The organism is Spirochaetota bacterium (genome assembly GCA_040756435.1).
GTDB lineage: Bacteria > Spirochaetota > UBA4802 > UBA4802 > UB4802 > UBA4802.
In genome coordinates, this window is sequence record JBFLZD010000124.1 from 1 (window position 1) to 1,913 (window position 1,913).

A 1,913-nucleotide genomic window follows, 5' to 3' on the forward strand; every position below is an offset into this window, starting at 1 on the left:
TGGCAAGTAAAGGATACAATAGAATTACAACATGTTGAGGATGGTATTTCTGTTATGTATTTAAATGATAGTTATCATGGTAAACCATTAGCCAGAGCAAGTCAGTCAAATGGTAGTGTTTGCACTGATACACATGGCGACAAAGTTGCATATTATAAAGATATCGATATTGGCTTTACTCGTGATTTTACCCAGATTACTGCTACAGGTTGGTTTATTGATACAAGTTACACACAAAATCTTCCATCTGGTTTGCATGATTTTTATGCAGTTGCTCAACATGAATTAGGTCATGCTCATGGAATAGACCATGTAAATGATAATACTGATTTAATGTATTATACAATATCTTATGGTCCAACTACATATGCGAATCGGAGAGATTTATATAGCAGTGCTAATGCAATTTATGGTGGTGTATATGTTTTAGATAAAAGTGGACTTATGACTTCTTGCGGTAACATTTCGATTATGTTGCCTGCTACTGCTGAAAATTGTGAATCAAATATTGGAGTTAGCGAATTATTTAATAATGACATTATTATTCAAGCATATCCTAATCCCATTGATGCTATTTTGAATATAAAATATTCTCTTAAAAGGAATTCAGATATTTCATTTTCAATTTATGATTTCATGGGTAGAAATATTAAATATGTATTAAATCAAAAGAGTTACATCGGAGAAAATTCAGTTGAGATTAATTTTAGCGATTATCCTTCTGGTATTTATTTTTTGAAAATTAATTTAGGCTTTAAAAGTGAAACAATAAAACTTATTAAACTGTAAATGACTTTTAAGCATTTATATATATTTTTATCTGTAATATTTTTTTCAAATGTTTCATTTGGTCAGTTATATACTGAATATTCTTCTCCTACTTCTTTAGATTCAATGGTTTTGAGAATGTTTTCTTCTCCAAATGTTCACATTTACAATATCTCATTTACAGGTGATTATAATTCATATACTAATGAAATTTATGATATTGGTTATTTTAATTCGCTTAATTCAACTGTTGGTATAGATAGCGGAATTGTTTTGACAGGTGGTTGGTTAGAGCCACCTTTTGGTTTGGGTAAACCCTCATACAATGAAACAAATTATTGGAAATTCACGCCTGGTGATGCAATTTTAGATTCAATAATTTATCCATCAACAACATTAGGTGCTGCTGTTTTAGAATTTGATTTTGTACCTATTGGCGATACATTAAAATTCAATTATGTTTTTGCTTCCGATGAATACCCTAACCAGATATGTCACATTGATAATGATGTTTTTGCATTTCATGTTTCTGGTCCCGGAATATCAGGTATTAAGAATATTGCGTTAATACCAAATACATCTATTCCTGTTGGTAATAACTCAATAAATGATACTTCATTTGCTGTATATTCAATTTTTATAAATTCAGGAAATTGCCAATCACTTGATTATCCTCAATATTATGTTGACCACGGACAGGATTCTGTTTTCATTTTTAACGGTTCAACTACCGTTTTAACTGCTAAAGTAGCCACAATCCCTTGTGAAACTTATCACCTGCGTTTTGCAATTGCAAATGGCGGAGATGACACAGACGAGAGTCCTGCCGTATTCTTAGAAGCGAATTCATTTAATTCAGAACCTTTAAAAATTATCCCTTCTGTTTTATATGGTGGTTTTATAGACAGTTTATTGTATGAAGGTTGTGGTTTTGCAAAATTAATTTTTCGTCGAACATATAATATTCAGCAACCTAAAACTTACAATTTAATTATTTCGGGCACTGCTCAAAATGGTGTTGACTATAGCGGTATTCCAAATCAAATAACATTTTCTGCCGGTCAAATGTACGATACATTGACTATTACTCCTGTTTTTGATAATTTGCCAGATGATAATGAAACAATAATAGTAACTATTGGCGA

At 30.9% G+C, this 1,913-nt stretch carries 2 protein-coding genes; both read left to right on the forward strand.

The window, feature by feature from the left end:
• Positions 1 to 789: zinc-dependent metalloprotease (locus AB1444_16445; protein MEW6528244.1), on the forward strand; the 789-nt coding region annotated here is incomplete at its 5' end.
• Positions 790 to 1,913, forward strand: a 1,124-nt coding sequence (locus tag AB1444_16450; protein MEW6528245.1) for a choice-of-anchor L domain-containing protein, incomplete at its 3' end; no start/stop codon positions are given.